The organism is Burkholderia sp. AW49-1 (genome assembly GCF_053427845.1).
The window spans coordinates 838,016-854,831 of record NZ_JBSAXF010000001.1; the positions used below are offsets into that span (position 1 = coordinate 838,016).

The 16,816-nt window shown below is 66.3% G+C and carries 15 protein-coding genes; 5 read left to right on the forward strand and 10 right to left on the reverse strand.

Annotation, left to right across the window (positions count from 1 at the left end; genetic code table 11):
- Window positions 1-29: 29 nt before the first annotated feature.
- From ACV22W_RS03605 to ACV22W_RS03620, 4 genes are all read right to left on the reverse strand, one after another.
- A complete protein-coding gene (locus ACV22W_RS03605) occupies window positions 30-1,163 on the reverse strand; it encodes a hybrid sensor histidine kinase/response regulator (protein ID WP_448017765.1) in 1,134 nt (377 codons plus the stop codon).
- Between the two features lie 502 nt (window positions 1,164-1,665).
- Window positions 1,666-3,249 (reverse strand): Na+/H+ antiporter, encoded by a 1,584-nt coding sequence (locus ACV22W_RS03610; RefSeq protein WP_448017766.1) that lies wholly within the window; start codon window positions 3,247-3,249, stop codon window positions 1,666-1,668.
- A 244-nt stretch (window positions 3,250-3,493) separates the two neighbouring features.
- Window positions 3,494-4,927, reverse strand: coding sequence for an aldehyde dehydrogenase family protein (locus ACV22W_RS03615; protein ID WP_448017768.1), 1,434 nt, complete (start codon window positions 4,925-4,927; stop codon window positions 3,494-3,496).
- Window positions 4,928-4,955: 28 nt separating this feature from the next.
- Window positions 4,956-6,596 (reverse strand): acetolactate synthase large subunit, encoded by a 1,641-nt coding sequence (locus ACV22W_RS03620; protein ID WP_059531686.1) that lies wholly within the window; start codon window positions 6,594-6,596, stop codon window positions 4,956-4,958.
- Between the two features lie 377 nt (window positions 6,597-6,973).
- Here ACV22W_RS03620 and ACV22W_RS03625 point away from each other — a divergent pair, with 377 nt between their 5' ends.
- Both ACV22W_RS03625 and ACV22W_RS03630 read left to right on the forward strand, forming a co-directional pair.
- Window positions 6,974-7,294: a type II toxin-antitoxin system RelE/ParE family toxin gene (locus ACV22W_RS03625; protein WP_448017769.1), complete on the forward strand. Its 321-nt coding sequence runs from the start codon at window positions 6,974-6,976 to the stop codon at window positions 7,292-7,294.
- Window positions 7,295-7,297: 3 nt separating this feature from the next.
- Window positions 7,298-7,597: an addiction module antidote protein gene (locus tag ACV22W_RS03630; protein ID WP_448017771.1), complete on the forward strand. Its 300-nt coding sequence runs from the start codon at window positions 7,298-7,300 to the stop codon at window positions 7,595-7,597.
- Between the two features lie 48 nt (window positions 7,598-7,645).
- Here the strand turns inward: ACV22W_RS03630 and ACV22W_RS03635 are convergent, their stop codons facing one another.
- The 5 genes from ACV22W_RS03635 to andAc all read right to left on the reverse strand — a co-directional run bounded on the left by ACV22W_RS03635 (window position 7,646) and on the right by andAc (window position 12,410).
- Entirely contained in the window at window positions 7,646-8,932 is a 1,287-nt protein-coding gene (locus tag ACV22W_RS03635) for a DUF445 domain-containing protein (RefSeq protein WP_448017772.1), read from the reverse strand.
- A gap of 162 nt (window positions 8,933-9,094) precedes the next feature.
- Complete coding sequence (gene andAa, locus ACV22W_RS03640) at window positions 9,095-10,315, reverse strand: anthranilate 1,2-dioxygenase system ferredoxin--NAD(+) reductase (protein WP_448017773.1); 1,221 nt, start codon at window positions 10,313-10,315, stop codon at window positions 9,095-9,097.
- Window positions 10,305-10,631, reverse strand: a complete 327-nt coding sequence (gene andAb, locus ACV22W_RS03645) for an anthranilate 1,2-dioxygenase ferredoxin subunit AndAb (protein WP_448017775.1) — start codon at window positions 10,629-10,631, stop codon at window positions 10,305-10,307. The genes andAa and andAb overlap by 11 nt, the downstream gene beginning before the upstream one ends.
- Window positions 10,632-10,647: 16 nt before the next feature.
- On the reverse strand, window positions 10,648-11,124 hold the full coding sequence (gene andAd / locus ACV22W_RS03650; RefSeq protein WP_014900133.1) for an anthranilate 1,2-dioxygenase small subunit AndAd: 477 nt from the start codon (window positions 11,122-11,124) through the stop codon (window positions 10,648-10,650).
- Window positions 11,125-11,138: 14 nt separating this feature from the next.
- The gene (gene andAc / locus ACV22W_RS03655) at window positions 11,139-12,410 is read right to left on the reverse strand and encodes an anthranilate 1,2-dioxygenase large subunit AndAc (RefSeq protein ID WP_448017778.1); all 1,272 of its coding nucleotides are present in this window, start codon (window positions 12,408-12,410) and stop codon (window positions 11,139-11,141) included.
- A 212-nt stretch (window positions 12,411-12,622) separates the two neighbouring features.
- Here andAc and andR point away from each other — a divergent pair, with 212 nt between their 5' ends.
- Entirely contained in the window at window positions 12,623-13,579 is a 957-nt protein-coding gene (andR, locus tag ACV22W_RS03660) for an anthranilate 1,2-dioxygenase regulatory protein AndR (RefSeq protein ID WP_448017780.1), read from the forward strand.
- Window positions 13,580-13,752: 173 nt separating this feature from the next.
- On the opposite strand, the gene ACV22W_RS03665 is transcribed toward andR, so the two are convergent.
- On the reverse strand, window positions 13,753-14,643 hold the full coding sequence (locus ACV22W_RS03665) for a LysR family transcriptional regulator (protein ID WP_059601570.1): 891 nt from the start codon (window positions 14,641-14,643) through the stop codon (window positions 13,753-13,755).
- A 91-nt stretch (window positions 14,644-14,734) separates the two neighbouring features.
- On the opposite strand from ACV22W_RS03665, the gene ACV22W_RS03670 reads away from it, so the two are divergent.
- Both ACV22W_RS03670 and catA read left to right on the forward strand, forming a co-directional pair.
- Entirely contained in the window at window positions 14,735-15,868 is a 1,134-nt protein-coding gene (locus tag ACV22W_RS03670; protein WP_059699810.1) for a muconate/chloromuconate family cycloisomerase, read from the forward strand.
- Between the two features lie 36 nt (window positions 15,869-15,904).
- The gene (gene catA, locus ACV22W_RS03675) at window positions 15,905-16,807 is read left to right on the forward strand and encodes a catechol 1,2-dioxygenase (RefSeq protein WP_448017783.1); all 903 of its coding nucleotides are present in this window, start codon (window positions 15,905-15,907) and stop codon (window positions 16,805-16,807) included.
- Window positions 16,808-16,816: the final 9 nt, after the last annotated feature.

The following is a 16,816-nucleotide window of genomic DNA, read 5'->3' on the forward strand; positions in this document are numbered from 1 at the left end:
GCGCGGCACCGGCCGGCCGCGCCGCGAAATCATCGCTCCGCTTGCGCCGGCAGCCGAAGCGCGACCATGAAGCCACGCGCCGTATTGCGCATCAGGATCTGGCCGCGATGCCGCGCGGCCGTCGCGCGGACGAACGCAAGCCCGAGGCCGAAGCCGCTGCGCGCCGCGCCATGCACGGATTCGAGCCGCACGAACGACTCGGTCGCGGCCGTGCGCTGCTCGGGTGCGATGCCGGAGCCGGCGTCCTCGACGCCGATCAGCCACGCACCGTCGTCGTCGCTCAGCGTGCAGTGAACGTCCGTGCCGGCCGGGCCGTACTTCAGCGCGTTGTCGATCAGGTTTGCGACCGCGCGCGTGAGCATCATGCGGTCGCCCATCGTCACGCACTCGGTGTCGGGCACGTGGGCAAACACCCGGCTGCCGAATCCGGCCGCCTTCTCCCACAGCTGGTCGACGGCGTCGAGCACGATCTCGTTGAGACTCAGGACCTCGTGCGCGCGGCGTTCCGACTGCGCACGGGTCAGGTGGATGAAGCCGTCGGCGAGCGCGAGCGCGCGCCGTGCATGGCCGGCAATGCGCTCCATGATCGGCGGCATGTCGCCGTGCTCGGTCCGGTAGGCCTCGAGCAGCGCGAGGATCGACGTTTGCGGCGAACGCATGTCGTGCGACAGGAAATCCAGCGCTTCGTCGCGCTGGCGCGACATCAGGTACGAATTCGAGTGATAGCGGATGCGCGCGGTCAGTTCCATCGCGTCCGGGAGCTTCACGAGGTAATCGTTCGCGCCGGCGATGAACGCCTCGCGCTTGACGATCGGCTCCTCCTTCGCCGACAGCACGATGATCGGCACGCGTGCGGTGTCGGTGTCCGCGCGCCACGCGCGAACAAGGTCGAGGCCGTCGAATTCCGGCATCACGAGATCCTGCAGGATGACCGTCGGCTTCACGTCACGCGCGACCGCCATCGCCCGATGTGCGTCGGTGCACACATGCAGGTCGATATCGTGCTCGGTGCGCAGCGCGCGGCGGATCACCTCGCCGACGAACGGCTGATCGTCGACGAGCAGAACCGATAGCCCCGACTCGAGACAATCCGACGCATTTTCACCGCTGGATTCTTTCATAAATACCGCTTCAAACGCCAAATCTCCAATTGATTCTTTCATAGGAGTTGTTTATCCGACTTGGACGCCATCTTAAATATGGCGGCGGAGAAATCCGCCTAATGTTGCCGATCTGGCCTGTCGGCATTGCCTCACGGGGATCCGAGCGTCGATTTCACCCCGACGACGGTCGCATTACCTCCGCGCGCTTTCTCTCAATAAAGATAACCGGCTGATTCTAAATGAAATTAGAACACAGCATCTATCTCCTTCCGGTTTAGTTTTGCCAAATATGGTGAAAGAGCGGGATTCAGATAAATCAGATCATTTCCGGAGGCGAAAGACGATAACGTTTGCGAAGCCGGCATCGCGAGGTTTGCATGCGCTGCAAGGCCGTCGATTCGAACGTTTTGGGGCCGGATTCCGATGCGACGGAATCGGAGGATATGGAAGGAAAAAGCGCATGCCACGACCGGATCGGCGCGATGCGAAGGCTCGGGGCACCGCGCGCCGAACCTGATCGGCGCGGGCGGGCCGCGCATTCACCGCCTGCCCGCGCGGTCGCTTACCCGCGCGCGTGCTGCGCGGATACTTCCTGCAGGTCGAGATCGCGCTCGAGCATGTGCAGCATCTCGTCGTGGATGCGGCCCGAACGATGCAGGCGCAACAATTCCGCACGCCCGGCCTTGATCGCGGCCAGCACGACATCGTAGTGCGCGACGCGTACCTCCGCCGGATAAGCAGGCTCGTTCTTCGCCCGCTCGGTCAGTTCCGCGCGATACGTGTATTGCTCCAGCAGGCGCGGGTGAATCACCTTGCCGCTCTCGTCGCGCACCAGCGGCTGGATCGCCGCGAGCTGCGCAGCCTCGATATGCGCCCACGCCTGCGGCTCGCTCAGGTGATGCGCGGCGCGCTCCTCGCGCTGAGGCAGACGCAGCAGCCTGATCAGCGGCCCGATGGTCGTGCCCTGCATGAGCACGGTGACGAGAATCACCGCGAACGACGCGACCAGGATCACGTCGCGGCCCGGCATCGCCTCCGGCAACGACAGCGCGATCGCCAGCGTCACGACCCCGCGCATCCCCGCCCAGCTCATGATCGTCGCGGCCTTCCAGTCGGGCGCGGCGCCACGCCGGATGATCCTGCGCACCGGCATCTTCAGCGCCTCGACCGCATAGATCCACACGAAGCGCGACACGACCACCGCCACCAGCACCGCGAGCACCGGCGGGACCATCGTCGCGAGCACCTGCTCGAAACCGCCGAGCCGGTGGATCGCACCACGCAGCGACAGCCCGATCAGCACGAACACCAGCGCTTCGAGCAGGAACACGATGACCTGCCAGAACGCGGTGCCGCGCGTGCGCACGGCCGCCGAGAACACCTCGTGCTGATGCCAGCCGACGATCATGCCGGCCGTGACCGTCGCGATCACGCCCGACACCTCGACCATCTCGCCCGCGATGTACGCGATCCAGCCGGCGATCACCGCGACGGTGATCACCAGATAGTCGTCATCGAGCAGCTTCAGGAACCACACGACGAGCTTGCCGACCACGAAGCCGACCACGACACCGCCGAGCCCGAGTTCCGCGAAGCGCACGACCGCGTGCTCGAGGCTGAACGCGCCCGTCAGCGCGGCGGCGACCGCGAAGCGGAACAGCACCAGGCCCGCCGCGTCGTTCAACAAGCTTTCCCCTTCGAGCAGCACCATCAGCCGGCGCGGCAGCGCGACACGTTCGAGCACCGCCTTCGCGGCCACCGCGTCGGGCGGCGACACGATCGCGCCGAGCGCGAAGCACGCGGCCCACGGCAGCGACGGCACGACCCAGTGCACGGCGAAACCGACCGCGAACGTCGTGAACACCACCGCGCCGATCGCGAGCATCATGATGCCGCCGACGTTGTGCTTGAACTCCTCCCACACCGAGAAATACGCGCCGTCCATCAGCAACGGCGGCAGGAACACGAGCAGCACGAGTTCCGGATCGAGGTTGATCGGCGGCAGGCCGGGAATGAACGCGATGCCGATGCCGCCGATCAGCAGCGCAGCCGCGGGCGGCAATCGCAACCGCTTGGCGATGCATTCGAGCGCGACGATCGCGAGGAATGAAAGCAGAACCAGCTTGAATGCCGAGACGGGAGACATGAATCGACCTTGTGAAGAATGAATGCGCACGCCAGCCGATGTCATACCCCGGTTGGCCAATTCGCGCGATTACATCACGATGCGATGCATGCAGTCGAGCGCGTTCGGCAAGCAAGGCACGCTGTGCCGCCACGATGTCGCAACGGCGGGCATCGCCGCTCCCGTCCGTGTGCGCCGAAACGAAAACGGCACGCGGGCAAGCGCAATCGCCCGCCCGCGTGCCGTCATGCCGCCGCCCTTCGCGCTAACGGCGCCGCACGACCATCAGGCGCGGCTCGGTCATGTCTTCGATCGCGTAGCGGATCCCTTCGCGGCCGAGCCCCGAATCCTTCACGCCGCCATACGGCATGTTGTCGACGCGGAACGACGGCACGTCGTTGATCACGACACCGCCCACCTCCAGCTCGTCCCACGCGCGCTGCGCATGCGCGAGCGAATCGGTGAACACGCCGGCCTGCAGCCCGAAGTCGCTGTCGTTGACGCGCGCGAGCGCATCGTCGAAGCGCTCGAACTTCTCGAGGATCGCGACCGGACCAAATGCCTCCTTGCGGTACAGGTCCTGTTCGCGACCGACGTTTTCCAGCAGCGTCGCCTCGAACATCGCGCCGTCGACCTTGCCGCCCGCGACGATCTTCGCCCCCGCCGCGACGGCCGCGTCCATCCAGCCCGACAGGCGGCGCGACTCGGATTCGGAGATCATTGGGCCGACGAACGTCGACGGATCCTTCGGATCGCCCATCTTCAGGGAACGCGTCTTCGCGATCAGCTTGTCGCGCAGCGCGTCGTACAGATCCGCATGCACGAGGATCCGCTGCACGCCGATACAGCTCTGACCCGACTGGTAATACGCGCCGAACGCGAGACGCTCGACCACGTAGTCGAGCTGCTCGCGCTGGTCCGCGTCGACGATCGCCGCCGCGTTGCCACCGAGCTCCAGCACGACCTTCTTCTTCCCGGCCTTCTCCTTCAGCGCCCAGCCCACGGCCGGCGAACCCGTGAACGACAGCAGCTTGAAGCGCTCGTCGGTCGTAAACAGGTCCGCGCCATCGCGATGCGCGGGCAGCACCGAGAATGCCCCCTTGGGCAGGTCGGTTTCGGTGAGCACCTCGCCGATGATCAGCGCACCGATCGGCGTGCGGCTCGCGGGTTTCAGCACGAATGGACAGCCCGCAGCCAGCGCGGGTGCGACCTTGTGCGCGGCGAGGTTCAGCGGGAAGTTGAACGGGGAGATGAACGAGCACGGGCCGATCGGCACGCGCCGCGTATAGCCGGTGTAGCCCTGCGCGCGTGCCGATATCTCGAGGTTGATCACCTCGCCGTCGATGCGCACCGACTCCTCTGACGCGACGCGGAACGTATCGATCAGCCGCGTCACTTCGCCCTTCGAATCGTTGATCGGCTTGCCGGCCTCGATGCACAGCGCCTCGGCCAGCTCGTCGAATCGCTCGCGAAAGCGCGCGACGCAGTGGTCGAGCACCGCCTGACGCTTGTAGGCCGGCAACTCGCGCATCGGCTTCGCGGCGTCGACCGCCGCGCCGATGGCCGCATCGATCGCCTTCGCGTCGGCCAGCGCGACGCGCGTCGCGACCTTGCCGCTGAACTTGTCGGTCACTTCCAGATCGGTGTTCGCGTAGACGGCCTCGTTGGCCAGATAGTACGGATAGGTATCCTTCAGCATGGAACGCTCCTTCCGGTGAACTGCGGATTCAGAGTTGCGCCGACAGGCGCTTGATTTCGCGGTTGAGCACGCGCTCGTTGTCCGAATAGTCGATCGGCACGTCGATCACGTGCACGCCCGGCGTCGCGAAGCAGTCGCGCAGCAGCGGCTCGAGATCGTCGGCCGCTTCGACACGATGCCCGTGCGCGCCGTAGCTCTGCGCATACGACACGAAATCGGGGTTCTTCAGCGTCATCGCGAAATCAGGGAAGTTCATGTTCTCCTGCTTCCAGCGGATCATCCCGAACGCGTCGTCGCGCAGGATCATCACGACGATGTCGAGCTTCAGCCGCACGGCCGTTTCGAGTTCCTGCGAATTCATCATGAAGCCGCCGTCGCCGCACACGGCGATCACCTTGCGCTGCGGATGCACGATCTTCGTCGCGATCGCCGACGGCAGGCCCGCGCCCATCGACGCGAGCGCGTTGTCGAGCAGCAGCGAGTTCGGTTCGTGCGCACGCCAATAGCGCGCGAACCAGATCTTGTACATCCCGTTGTCGAGACAGACGATCCCGTCGGTCGGCAGCGCGTTGTACAGGTCGTTCACGATCCGCACCGGGTACATCGGGAAGCGCGGGTCGTGCTGGCCTTTCTGCAGGTGCGCGTCGAAGTGCTCCTTGATCATCGCGAAGCGTGCGAAATCCCAATGTGGCTGCGGCGCGATCGCCTCCTTCATCTGCCACACCGCGTTCGCGATGTCGCCGACCACCTCGATCTGCGGGAAGTAGACGGGATCGACCTGCGCACCGAGGAAGTTCACGTGGATCACGGTCTTGTCGTCCGTGCGCATGAAGAACGGCGGCTTCTCGATCACGTCGTGGCCGACGTTGATGATGCAGTCCGCATGCTCGATGGCGCGGTGCACGAAGTCGCCGTCGGACAGCGTCGCGTTGCCGAGCCACAGCGGATGCGTTTCGTCGATCACGCCCTTGCCCATCTGAGTCGTAAAGAACGGGATGCCCGTCTTGTCGACGAATTCGAGCAGCATCTTGCAGGTCGTCTTGCGATTGCCGCCCGCGCCGATCATCAACAGCGGGTGGCGCGCGGCCTGGATCGCGTCGACCGCATGCGCGACCGCCTTCTCCTCGGCCACCGGTCGCCGGCTGTAGCTGCGCGGAATCGGCTTGCCGTCGCCCTCCTCGTGCGCGATGTCCTCCGGGAGTTCGAGGTGCGCGGCGCCCGGGCGCTCCTCCTCCGCGCGACGGAACGCCTCGCGCACCGCCGACGGAATGTTGCCGATCGACACGATCTGCCGCGTGAACTTCGTGAGCGGCTGCATCATGCCGACGACGTCGACGATCTGGAAGTGACCCTGCTTGCTGGACTTGATCGGCTTCTGCCCGGTGATCATCAGCATCGGCATGCCGCCGAGCTGCGCATATGCGGCAGCCGTCACGAAGTTGGTCGCACCCGGCCCGAGCGTCGCGAGACACACGCCGGTGCGGCCCGTCAGCCGGCCGTAGGTGGCGGCCATGAACCCGGCCGCCTGCTCGTGCCGGGTCAACACGAGCTTGATCTTCGATCGCCGCAGCGATTCGAGCAGATCGAGGTTTTCCTCGCCGGGGATGCCGAACACATACTCGACGCCCTCGGCTTCCAGCGCCTTCACGAACAGATCCGATGCTTTCATGGGGGACTCTCGGTTGATGCCGCCTGCCCGGCTTACGGGCGCGCGACGTTCAGAACGCGCGCCGGCCTACGGCACGCGGACGCTTTACCTACTGGTGACCACGGCACTGCCCGCCGCGCAACGCACGGCGGCGCCTCCCTGTGCAGGAGGACAAACGGATCCGCCCGCGCGCGGCAAGCGCGCACGGGCGGCAAGGACGTTTTTGATTGTAGACGGATTCGCGGAATTCCGACTTCGGCCGAATGGCCGGGTCCGGCCGCGCGAAAGGATCGGCCTGACGACCAATTCGATCTCAAACGGCGCGCGCGGCCCTAATGTTGGACGCACCCCGATTCCATCCACCAAGCCTGTGAACCATGGTTGACATACCGCGATCCATGTCCTACAGTGCGCCTACGTTCAGTATCCGGACTACCGACGTCTTCGATGCATGGTTTGCCGGCCTGCAGGATCGCGTCGCCCGGCGGCGCATCCAGGCGCGCATCGACCGTCTGTCGATGGGCAACCCGGGCGACTGGAAATCGGCCGGCTCACCCGTCGTCGAAATGCGTGTCGACCACGGGCCCGGCTATCGCGTCTATTACGTCAGACGCGGAACGATATGGGTGATCCTGCTCTGCGGCGGCGACAAGTCGTCGACGCAACAGGCGAACATCCGCGCCGCGCATGCGATGCTCGAGCGGCTCGACCTGGAGTGATCAATGGACAAGATCAAGACCCGGCCGTGGGATTCGGCCGAACACCTGAAAACCGACGACGACATCGCCGACTACTTCGAGGCCTGTCTGCAGGAAGCCGGCGACGACCCGGCCTTCATCGCGCATGCGCTCGGCGTGATCGCCCGCGCGCGCGGCATGTCGCAGGTCGCGCGCGACGCGGGCCTGTCGCGCGAAGGACTGTACAAGGCGCTGTCGCACGACGGCAATCCGAGCTTCGGCACGATCCTGAAAGTGATCAAGGCGCTCGGCCTGCAACTACACGGCACGAAGGCACATGCTTGATTCAGCGGCGTACGGCGGCGCACCATGTGCGCGACGGCCGCGCCCGCATCAATGCAACCAACCCGCCGCCCAGCGCGGCACCAGCGAGACGAGATACAGCCCGAGCCCGATCAGCCCGCCGACCAGCGTGCCGTTGATGCGGATGTACTGCAGGTCCTTGCCGATGTTCAACTCGATCTGCCGCGACATCTCGCGCGCATCCCAGTTGCGCACCGTATCGCGGATGTGACGCATCAGGAAATCCGCGAAATCCGGCGCCATCTCGTGCACAGCCTTCTCGATGTGCTCGTTCAGCGACGCACGCAGCGCCGGGCTCTCCGCGAGCCGCGCGCCGAGCCAGCCGCCGAGCGTCGCGGCCTGCCGGTGCAGCGTCGAATCGGGCCGCGCGAGATCGGCCTTCAGCCATGCGCGCAACTCGTCCCACAGATCGAGCACATAGTCGTTGAACGCGTCGCCGTCGCGAATGTAGCGCTTGATCTCGTCGCCCTTCGCGATGAACGCAGGGTCATGCTTCAGCCGCTCGGTGAGCCGCATGACCGTGCGGTCGAAGCGCTGCCGCAATTCGTGCTCCGGATCGGCCGCCACGCCCTCGAGCACGTGGCTCACCGCGCTCGCCAGCATGCGCGCGCCGTTCTCGCCGAACCACTGCGTCGGCAAGATCTTCTCGACCTTCGGGTATTGCGTCTTCAGCCATTCGACGATGAAGCCCGCGATCACCTCACGGTTCTCCTCCTTGTCGAGCACGTCGACCACCTGCCCGATCGCGTCGTCGAGCAACGCCTGGTGACGGCCGTCCTTCGTCAGCGTATCGAGGATCGCGCCCATCGATTGCGACAGGTCGATCCGGTCGATCACCGCGCGGAACGCGTCGTGGACGAACGACTGGATCCGCGCATCGTCGGTCATGTCGAGCGCGAAGCTCATCAGCTTCGTCACGTAGCCGCCGAGCGCGTCGGTGTTCGCGGGCTCGCCGAGCCATGCGCCGAGTTTCCGTGCGGGATCGTGCTGGCGGATCTGCGCGACGAGCGCGTCGGGGCCGAGGAATTTCTCGCGCACGAACACCGCGAGGTTGTCGGCGATCTTGTCCTTGTTCTTCGGGATGATCTCGGTGTGGCGCGACACGAACGGGATCGGCACGCGGCGGAACAGCGCGACGACCGCGAACCAGTCGGCGAGCGCGCCGACCATAGCGGCCTCGGCCACCGCCTTGAAACCGTCGACCAACGGGCCGCGCGGCAGCAGGATCGTCGTGACGAATACCGCGACCGCGGCCAGCAGCAGCCATAGCGCGCGGCGCTTGCTGCGTTTCAGTTCGAGGGCTTTGTCTGGCGTCATGGGCAACCGGTGAAACGACAATGCCGCTAATATGCACCGATCGCCGGCCCGCGACAAACCCGCGCGCGTTGCGAGCCGAGAAGATTGTCCGGAACGGGTTTCCCTCGACGTTTCAGCTACCCGCAGCGAACACGGCCGCGCCGGCCGCGTTCGCGCACTTCCTCAGAGAAACGTCTTCAGGTTCACCGCCGGATCGGCGAGCTTCGCCGGATCGGGCACGGCGCCTGCCGCGATCAGGCGCCGCGACGCACCGATGTCGCGCCCCAGGTTCGCCGCGGCCACCGCGGCGATCTTCCCGTCGTCGTCCAGCCCGAACACCGTGAACGGCCCGCTCGCGGGATCGCCACGCACGACGGTCGTTCGCTCGCCGCCGAACAGCCCGAGCATCTGCAGGTTGCAATCGTACTGATCGGACCACAGCCACGGCAGCTCGGCATAGATTTCGTCCGCACCCAGCAGGTTCGCGGCCGCGACCGCCGGCTGATTCTCCGCGACCTGCCACGACTCGATCCGCACGTGACGCCCGAGCAGCGGATTGAAGTGCATCGTCACCTCGCCCGCGGCGAAGATCGCGCGATCGGCCGTCCGGCATCCCTCATCGACACGGATGCCGTTGTCGATCTCGAGGCCGGCCGCCTGCGCGAGTTCGACGTTGGGCACGACGCCGATGCCGATCACGACGACATCGGCCGGCACGTTGCCGTGATCGGTCTCGACGATCGCGCCGCCGCCCGGTGCGCGGCGAATCGCGCGCGGCAGCGACGCCATCTGGAAGATCACGCCGCGTGCGTCGTGCAGTTGCCGCGCATACGCGCCGACGACTTCCGGCAACGCACGCTGCAGCAAGCGTTGAGCCGGGTCGATCACCGTCACGTCGCACCCGAGCTGGCGTGCCGCGGCCGCCACTTCGAGGCCGATGAAGCCGCCGCCGAGCACCGCCACGCAACGCCCCGGCGCGAGTTGCGCGCGCAACGCTCGCGCGTCGGCAACGGTCCGTACGTAATGCGGGACGACGCCGTCGTCGACCGGCCCGCCGAACGCACGCACGCGCGAGCCCGTCGCGAGCACGAGCCGGGCGTACGGCAACGTCGCGCCGTCGTCGAGCCGCACACGCTGCGCGTCGCGATCGATCGCATCGACGCGCGTGCCGAGCCGCAGCTCGATGCGCTGCGCGTCGTACCATGCCGCATCGCGGATGAACGCACGCTGCTCGCCGCCGTCGCCCAGCAGCGCGTCCTTCGACAGCGCGGGCCGGTCGTACGGCAGCTCGCGCTCCGCACCGATCATCACGATGCGTGCGTCGGCGTCGCGCTCGCGCAGTGCCTCGGCCGTGCGCCGCGCCGCATGGCCGGCACCGACGATCACGAACGGGTCAGCCGACATTGACTTCCACCTGACCGTCGACGATCCGGATCGGATAAGTCCGTACCGGCTCGGTGATCGGCGCGCATTTCGGCGCACCCGTTCGAATGTCGATCAGCCCCTGATGCAGCGGGCATTCGACGCAGCCGTCTTCCACATAGCCTTCGGACAGCCGCGCGTGACCATGCGAACAGAGGTCGTGCATCGCGAACACTTCGTCGCCGATCCGGAACACCGCGATCGGCTTCTGGCCGGCGACGCGCGCCGCCGGTTCGTCTTCGGAGAATTCGTCGAATGCGCCCAGCGGATGCCATTCGGCGAGCGTTGCTTCGGTCATGTCGTTTCCTTCGCTGTCAGATCGGGGTGGCGAGCAGCGTCTGCACGCGCGACGTGTCGTAGATCACGCGCTTGGTCTTGTAGCGCAGCCCGTCGGGCGTGCGCACGACCGTGTCGTAGTACTTGCCGGCCTGGTACACGTTCGATTCGCCGTTGCTGCGCGTCTGCACGACCACGTAGTTGCTCTCGGTGTCGATCTCGCCGTCGCGCTCCGCGACGATCGTGAGGCCCGACGTCATGTGCCGGTACGTGTGCTCTTCGAAGATGTTCGCGTGCCGCAGCGACACCACGCGGTCGCGCAGCATCCGCTGGTTCGTGCAGTGGACGATCCCGACCGGCAGCCCGAGATCCGCGTTCTCCTTCGGCACGATTTCGTACGTGCAGTCCTCGGTGAACATTTCCGGCCAGTGTTCGAGCCGGTCGTTGTCGAGGTGGCCGATGTAGCGGTTCTGGAGCATGTAAATCTCGAACCACGTCTTCATGTCTTCCGTCATTTCGCGCTCCCGCTTCAATAGCCCATCAGCTTCTGGTACCCGACCCAGAACTTGCGGATCAGGCTTTCGGTGATCACCGTGTCCTGCTGGTCCGGGTTGCCGCGCGACATCTCGATCACCGACGTCGCGTCCGCATCTCGCGCCGTGCCGCGCTGCACCAGCTCGGTCGCCTCGGTGTCTTCCATCGAGATGTAGCCGGCCGGCCCGACCAGGTTCGCCTGCTTGATGCGCAGCGCGCGCAGTTCGGGCGTGTCGTCCGCGTAGCCGAAGAAGTGAAAGATCAGCTCGAAGTTGTCCGGCCCCTTCGGCAGGATCTGGCGCGCGACCAGCGTGTTGTGGATCTGCTGGATCACGAGTTGCGGAAAGATCGGCTGGATATGGTTCGTGCAGTCCTCGTCGTATTCCGACACGAGATCGAGGATCGATTCGTCTTCCAGATGGAAGCCCTCGTCGAACGAACGGATATTTTGCTGCTTGTACGCGGCCGACGTGTCGTCGCCCGTCTTCGTCACGGTGATGATGCTGTGCAGCCCGTGGTTCGCATCCGGAATCGAGCGCGCCTTCATCCCGACGCGGAAAATGTTGAAGGTCGTATGGAACAGGTGCAGCATGCTCGCGTGATACGGATCCTTCACGTTCTCCATGTACAGCTTCCAGTTCGACTTCGAATACTGGCGCGTGCAGCCGAGATACTCGATCGGCTTGTGGAAGATCCGGTCGATCCACGGACGCATCTGCTCGCCGAGATAGTCGGGCAGCGACGCCACGTCATCGCTGAAGGTCGCGAACACGAGCCCGCGATAGCTGTCGACACGCAGCTTGCGCAGCCCGTGCTGCTTCGGGTCGAAGTCGGCCGGCATCCCGGTCATCCCCTTCTGGCCGCGCCGGAACGGCACGCCGAGCAGGTTGCCCTGGTTGTCGAAGCTCCACTGGTGGTACACGCACGTGTGCGAACTCGCGTTGCCGCGCGACTTGCGGCAGACCTGCGCGCCGCGATGCGCGCAGCGGTTCACCCACGCGGAGAGCGCGCCGTCCTCGGTGCGCGTGACGACGACCGGCGTGTCGCCGACGAACGTGCTCTTGAAGTCGCCCGCGTTCGGGATTTCCGCTTCCAGCGCGACGAAGTTCCATGTCGGCCCGCGGAAGATGCGTTCCTGCTCGCGATCGTAGACCGCGCGCGAGCTGAACACCTTGTACGGCACGCGCGAGCCGTCGTCGTGCGGAAAGCGCACATCGGACGCGTCGTCGCGCGCGGCGAATACGACGGGCGATTCTGTCTGCTCCATGTCGGACTCCTTCTGGTTCCGTTTCGTTGATTGCATGGAGCCGATTTTTGAAAAGCTAATATTCGGCGTCTATCCGGAAAGTGCGATTGCGGCGGCGCAATATCCACTTTCGGCGGATTTCTGCGCTAGCATGGCGACACACGCGACCCACGCACGATCGCGACCCATTCGTCGGATCGAAGCGCCCGTCGTTCATACCAAGGCCGATGCTCATGTCCCCAACGTCGTTCGAGCCGCTTGCGCTGCGTGCGCACCGGCTGTTCGAATCCCGCGATCTCGACGAGACGCGCGAGCGGATCTCGCGCGTGATGCAGCCGCACGCGCTGCTGCCGAGCGGCCGCGTGCAAGGCGCGTCGCATATGGATTTCGTGCGGCTCGGCGGGCTCGGGATCGGCACCATCGCGTTCGGCGACGCGATGCGCGTGCAGGTCGACGCCGTCGACGGTTATTACCTGCTGATGTTCTGCCTGTCCGGGCAGGCGGAAGTCAACGCAATGGGGCGCCGGCTCGGCGTCGACGGGCAGACCGGCGTGCTGTGCGCGCCCGGCGAGCGCTTCGACGCGGTGCTGTCCGCCGATTGCGAGCAGTTCGTGCTGCGCATCGATGCCGCGACCGTCGGTTCGCTGACCGGCGACCCGCGCGCGATGCTCGACCCCGTGCTGCACATCAGCGATGCCGCGCTCACCGCGTGGCGCCAGCAGCTGATGCTCGTCGCGCGCTCGCCGGCGCTGCTCGAACGGGCGAACGCGAACCCGCGCGTCGCGTCGCAGCTCGAGCATCTGTTGATCGATCTGCTGATCGAAGGCCACCCGCCGTCGGTACCGAGCGCGCGCCAGGATCCCGCGCCGGGCTTCGTGCGGCGCGCGCAGGAGTTCGTGAACGCGCACTACGCGCAACCGCTGCAGCTCGCCGATATCGTCCAGGCCGCCAACGTGCCGGAGCGAACGCTGCGCGACGCCTTCCTGCAGTTCCGCGGGATGAGCCCGATGCAATACCTGCGCGCGACGCGGCTCGAGCATGCGCGGGAGTTGCTGCGCGGGTCGGTGTCCGAGCGACGGATCGCCGATATCGCGCTCGATTGCGGGTTCACGCATCTTGGGCGATTCGCGATCGCGTACCGGGAGAAGTTCGGCGAATCGCCCTCGGAAACGCTCGACGGGAAGCGGTAGGGGGTAGACGGGCGCGGGCTCCCCGGCTTGCCGATTGCCGGCCGGGGCAGCTTGCCGGCTTGCTGCCCGCCTGCATCGGCGACGGATGACATCGCATCGCGGCAGCGGCTCCGCATTCGGCCTGGCCCGCCGAAATTGACCGTTAGTTGCAGTCGATACGGAAACGACCGTCGCTACGCCGCCGGCGCGATCATCTCCCGCGCGATCGCGCAGAACGCGGTCGTCGCCGCGCTTTCGCCGTGCAGCCTGCGGCTCATGATGATCGGCGACGTCGCCGTGGGTTCCGGCAGCCGCCGATAGACGACGCCCTTCACGCGCACGCCTTCCACGCTTTCCGGCACCAGCGACACGCCCACCTGTGCGGCAACGAGCCCGAGCGCCGTCTGCAGTTCACGCACCTCGTGCACGGCCGCCGGCACGAGCGCGCCGTCGCGCAGCGCGGACAGCTGCTGGTCCGCGAAGCTCGGCCGCGGCGTGCTCGGATAGACGATCAGCGTCTCGTTCGCGATGTCCGCGAGCGTCAGCGGCCGGCCCGGATCGGCGAGCGGATGCCCCACCGGCAGCGCCGCGATCAACTTTTCCTCGATCAGCGCCTCGCGCACGAGTTGATCGTCGTCGAAACGCAGGCGGCCGAACCCGACGTCGATCCGCCCGCCCTTCAGCGCGCCGAGCTGCTCGAGCGTGAACATTTCGATCAGCGACAGCTCGACGCCCGGATGCGCCTCGCGGAACGCGCGGATCACGTCCGGCAGCGCCCCGTAGAGCGTCGACGGCACGAAGCCGATCACGATCCGCTCCGACAACTGCGCGAGCCGCCGCGTCAGCGGGCCGAGCTCGTCGGCCTGTTCGACGACGCGCGTCGCCTGCGCATAGAACACGCGGCCCGCGTCGGTCAGTTTCAGCGGCCGCGCGCCGCGCTCGAACAGCGGCAGCCCGACCTCGTCCTCGATCGCCTGGAGCTGGCGGCTCAACGGCGGCTGCGTCATGTGCAGCCGCTCCGCGGCACGCGTGATGTTCATTTCCTCCGCGACGGCGATGAAGTATCGAAGCTGGCGCAATTCCATTTCATGCCTCGAAGGTATGGAAGTAGTCGGAAAGAGTGTTGGACGCCGCCGGGCGGGAATTCCTACCATGTGCACCAACAGGAGGAATCGCATGATAGCAACTACCGCCACCATCGAACGCATCGAGACGCTGCTCGTCGACGTGCCGACGATCAGGCCCCACAAGCTCTCGGTCGCCACGATGAATTGCCAGACCCTCGTGCTGGTCCGCGTTCGATGCACGGACGGTATCGAAGGCGTCGGCGAGGCGACCACGATCGGCGGTCTCGCGTACGGCGAGGAAAGCCCCGAGAGCATCAAGGTCAACATCGACACCTACTTCGCGCCGCTCCTGCAGGGTATGGACGCGACGCGCCCGGGCGCCGCGATGGCACGTGCGCGCAAGCTGTTCCAGGGCAACCGGTTCGCAAAGTGCGCGATCGAGACCGCGCTGTTCGATGCGCAGGCGCGCCGCCTCGGCGTGCCGCTGTCCGAGCTGTTCGGCGGCCGCACCACCGACGCCGTCGACGTCGCGTGGACGCTCGCGAGCGGCGACACGCAGCGCGACATCGCGGAAGCCGAGGCGATGCTCGACGCGCGCCGCCATCGCGCATTCAAGCTGAAGATCGGATCGAACGCGGTCGACGACGACGTCGCGCACGTGATCGCGATCAAGCGCGCGCTCGGCGACCGTGGCGACGTCCGCGTCGACGTGAACCAGGCATGGACCGAAACCGACGCGATCCGGGCCGGCGCACGACTTGCGGAGGCCGGCGTGAGCCTCGTCGAGCAGCCGATCGCCGCGACCAATCGCGCGGGGCTCAAACGCCTCACGCAGCTCGCGCAGATTCCGATCATGGCGGACGAGGCGCTGCACGGCCCCGTCGATGCATTCGCGCTCGCGCAGGACCGCGCGGCCGACGTGTTCGCGGTGAAGATCGCGCAATCGGGCGGCCTGCTCGGTGCGGCGAGTGTCGCATCGATCGCGTCAGCGGCCGGCATCGACCTGTACGGCGGCACGATGCTCGAAGGCGCGGCCGGCACGATGGCGTCCGCGCAACTGTTCAGCACGTTCGGCTCGCTGAAATGGGGCACCGAGCTGTTCGGCCCGCTACTGCTCACCGAGGAAATCCTCGTCGAGCCGCTGCGCTACCAGGATTTCAAGCTGCACCTGCCGGCGACGCCCGGCCTCGGCATCACCTTCGACTGGGCCCGCATCGAACGGATGCGACGCAACGCCCGCTGATCCCGCATGACACGACAACCGAAACCGGAGACACAGATGAACAAGCAAGCCATCGACGCCCTGCTGAAAACCTTCGACGACGCCGCGGAAAAGCCCGGCAACCCGCGCGTGCGCGCGATCGTCAACCGGATCGTGAAGGACATCTGCTACACGATCGAGGACTTCGACGTGCAGCCGAGCGAGTTCTGGACCGCGCTCAACTACCTGAACGAAGCCGGCCGTGAATTCGGGCTGATCGCCGCGGGCCTCGGCCTCGAGCGCTTCCTCGACGTGCGGATGGACGAAGCCGAGGAAAAGGCCGGCTTCCACGGCGGCACGCCGCGCACGATCGAAGGGCCGCTGTATGTCGCGGGCGCGCCGGAATCGGTCGGCCATGCACGTCTCGACGACGGTACCGATCCGGGCCAGACGCTGATCATGCGCGGTCAGGTACTCGGTCAGGACGGCGCGCCGATCGCGAATGCGCTCGTCGAGGTGTGGCACGCGAACCATCTGGGCAATTATTCGTACTTCGATCAGTCGCAGCCGGCGTTCAACCTGCGCCGCTCGATCCGCACTGACGCCGAGGGCCGCTACAGCTTCCGCAGCGTGCTGCCGGTCGGCTACAGCGTGCCGCCGGGCAGCAAGACCGAGCAACTGCTCGACCAGCTCGGCCGCCACGGCCATCGTCCGGCGCACATCCACTTCTTCGTTTCCGCGGACGGATATCGTAAGCTGACGACGCAGATCAACATCGAAGGCGATCCGCACATCTGGGACGACTTCGCATTCGCGACCCGCGAAGGGCTGATCCCGAAGATCAAGCAGGCCGAGGGCGCGGAAGGCAAGCCGTACGGCGTCGACGGGCAATTCGCGCTGATCGACTTCGATTTCTCGCTGCTCGAGGACAAGCAGGACGTGCCGGCGAGCGAAGTCGAGCGGGCGCGTGCACAGGCCTGAGCGGTCCCG

Coding starts and splice junctions, on each gene's coding strand:
- ACV22W_RS03665 (WP_059601570.1), bottom strand. CDS start 14,643: ATGGAATTGCGCCAGCTTCGATACTTCATCGCCGTCGCGGAGGAAATG.
- andAa (WP_448017773.1), bottom strand. CDS start 10,315: ATGTCGGCTGACCCGTTCGTGATCGTCGGTGCCGGCCATGCGGCGCGG.
- ACV22W_RS03670 (WP_059699810.1), top strand. CDS start 14,735: ATGATAGCAACTACCGCCACCATCGAACGCATCGAGACGCTGCTCGTC.
- andAb (WP_448017775.1), bottom strand. CDS start 10,631: ATGACCGAAGCAACGCTCGCCGAATGGCATCCGCTGGGCGCATTCGAC.
- catA (WP_448017783.1), top strand. CDS start 15,905: ATGAACAAGCAAGCCATCGACGCCCTGCTGAAAACCTTCGACGACGCC.
- andR (WP_448017780.1), top strand. CDS start 12,623: ATGTCCCCAACGTCGTTCGAGCCGCTTGCGCTGCGTGCGCACCGGCTG.
- ACV22W_RS03635 (WP_448017772.1), bottom strand. CDS start 8,932: ATGACGCCAGACAAAGCCCTCGAACTGAAACGCAGCAAGCGCCGCGCG.
- andAd (WP_014900133.1), bottom strand. CDS start 11,124: ATGACGGAAGACATGAAGACGTGGTTCGAGATTTACATGCTCCAGAAC.
- ACV22W_RS03610 (WP_448017766.1), bottom strand. CDS start 3,249: ATGTCTCCCGTCTCGGCATTCAAGCTGGTTCTGCTTTCATTCCTCGCG.
- ACV22W_RS03625 (WP_448017769.1), top strand. CDS start 6,974: ATGTCCTACAGTGCGCCTACGTTCAGTATCCGGACTACCGACGTCTTC.
- ACV22W_RS03620 (WP_059531686.1), bottom strand. CDS start 6,596: ATGAAAGCATCGGATCTGTTCGTGAAGGCGCTGGAAGCCGAGGGCGTC.
- andAc (WP_448017778.1), bottom strand. CDS start 12,410: ATGGAGCAGACAGAATCGCCCGTCGTATTCGCCGCGCGCGACGACGCG.
- ACV22W_RS03630 (WP_448017771.1), top strand. CDS start 7,298: ATGGACAAGATCAAGACCCGGCCGTGGGATTCGGCCGAACACCTGAAA.
- ACV22W_RS03605 (WP_448017765.1), bottom strand. CDS start 1,163: ATGAAAGAATCAATTGGAGATTTGGCGTTTGAAGCGGTATTTATGAAA.
- ACV22W_RS03615 (WP_448017768.1), bottom strand. CDS start 4,927: ATGCTGAAGGATACCTATCCGTACTATCTGGCCAACGAGGCCGTCTAC.